A 2,103-nucleotide genomic window follows, 5' to 3' on the forward strand; every position below is an offset into this window, starting at 1 on the left:
ACCTGTCTCTAGATTCTTAGGAAAGTAGCTGCTGAACTTGATTAGGACGTTGGGTTTCATGCTTCAACCCAACCTACGTTCTGTACCTAGATTCTTCAGAGAGTAGCTGCTGAACTTGATTAGCCGCCGCTATCCCAGAGGTTAAGGCCGTTTCTAGGGAAGAATTTCTCGACAAATCTCCCCCTTGACACCAATCACCACAGGCAACTAGAGGTAAAGGACTATTAACACTTAAACAGGGTACAGCTAAACCCTGACGGACTAAAGCATAACGCCAACGGTGAATCCAGGACCAATCGGGGAGAGGCAAAGAAGCACGAGCGAGCAAATCTAGCTTAACTGCTTCTAAATCCTCGCTATCGAGATATTTAACCGCAAAATCTCCACTACTATGCACAACAAAGACATAATCAGGGGATGATTGCCGTTTACTGCTATCAAGTCCTAACCAAGCGATATCGGTGGCGGGAGCAACTGCGGGTAAAGAATCGCCATAACCCGCCATTACCGTTAAACAGGGATCGTAAACGATCGATCGCAATTCTGGCATAGTAGTTATGAGAGAGTTTTCTAACAATAACGCTGCTTGCGGGGCGGGAATAGCTAGGACAATCGCCGAAAACTCTCCCCGAATTTGACCGTTATTGTTTAAAACCCATTTTTCTTGACGATTTTCCAGACGAGTAACCAGAAAATCTCGTTCAATTTCTAAACCTTTAGCTAAAAATTTCGCCACGCTATTGATGCCAGAAGGAGCAACATAGCTAGAATCAAACCAAGAAGTAACTAGATTCTCTCTCAGGAGATTATCAATTAAAGCCGCCGTTTTTTCGCCCTGAATAGTCAAAAAAGGCAAACCATGATCCACAGCAATCACTTGATTGACTCGGTTAACCCGTCGCGTGGCTAAACGACCACCAATGCCTCTAGACTTATCAAATAGCTTAACAGTATAACCTCGATCGCACAACTGACGAGCGCAGGTTAACCCGGCTAAACCCGCACCAATGATCCCAACCTTAATCGAAAAATTTGTCACTAGCCTTCCTAATCCTGTGAACCCTTGAGTTAATATTAGTAGTAATCAGCACTAGCGAAACTGATTTGATTATTGGGGCTGAGGAGGACAAACCACATTGGACGAATTACGCACAGCTTTGGAGTTAGCCACCGAGGAGGAACTACAGCAAATCACTAACATCCTCTTTTGCCGTCGTTTTAACCCTCTCGATTATCTACGAGCGCCGGACGCAATCGCCGTTCAAAGTCAAGATTGGGATAGTTGGTTAGATAGCGTCGAGGATCGTTTTCGTTACTTGGCTGCCGATGGTGTGACAGTATTAAAAGGTCAAACCGAAAAAGTTAGTTATCGTCAAATTCTCGTCCGTGTCTGTCATTTCCTCAAGGTTCCCTACTCCCAAAAAATGCCGACAACGGAAATTGAAGCGGAAATCTATCTTCACCTCGTTAACAAAGCTTGGAAACGTCTCCCCCCATCGGAACAAAAATCCCTCTCGATTCAAATTCAAAAAGCGCTCGCGGATTCCCACACTCCCCAACCCTTACCCGTTCACCTACAACACAATCCCCTCGATATAGTCCTCAAAGGCGGCAGCGTCATCGCCGTTAATTCTATCCTGAAACCGATTCTGCTCAAACATATCGCCGGGCAGTTCGCTCTTCATTTTGTCCGCTATCAAGGGGCAAAAACTGCCCTAGTCCAGGGTGGGGCAATTGCTAATCAAATCGCCCTACAAACGGCTAAACAGGGCATGACTACGGCGGCGGCCCGCTACGGAGCGGTCAGAACCGTGTTAAGTTTGGTAGGACCGGCTCTATGGGGTTGGTTTATTGCTGACCTCGGTTGGAAAGCGATCGCCACCGATTACGGCCGGATTATCCCGACTATTTTTGCCATCGCCCAAATTCGTCTGACCCGTGACGATTGTTGGCAGCCTGCATAGCTTGACATCCTCGCCGCCCTAAAAGTGCGGCGATTCCTAAACCTCACGATTTAAGTTTCTGCTTCCACCACCGTCGCATACCACAGTTAAAAAACCATGTACTGTCTTACACAGAGTCCACAGACTTTCGCCCCATTTC

At 46.8% G+C, this 2,103-nt stretch carries 2 protein-coding genes; one reads left to right on the plus strand and one right to left on the minus strand.

Annotated features, from left to right (window positions below):
- Nucleotides 1-73 precede the first annotated feature (73 nt).
- Nucleotides 74-1,039, minus strand: coding sequence for an NAD(P)/FAD-dependent oxidoreductase (locus PX636_RS03590; RefSeq protein ID WP_288116250.1), 966 nt, complete (start codon nt 1,037-1,039; stop codon nt 74-76).
- A gap of 97 nt (nt 1,040-1,136) precedes the next feature.
- Between PX636_RS03590 and PX636_RS03595 the strand changes: the two genes are divergently transcribed.
- Entirely contained in the window at nt 1,137-1,964 is an 828-nt protein-coding gene (locus PX636_RS03595; protein WP_002796715.1) for a YaaW family protein, read from the plus strand.
- Nucleotides 1,965-2,103: the final 139 nt, after the last annotated feature.

It is taken from the genome of Microcystis sp. M53598_WE2, assembly GCF_030067735.1.
GTDB lineage: Bacteria > Cyanobacteriota > Cyanobacteriia > Cyanobacteriales > Microcystaceae > Microcystis > Microcystis aeruginosa.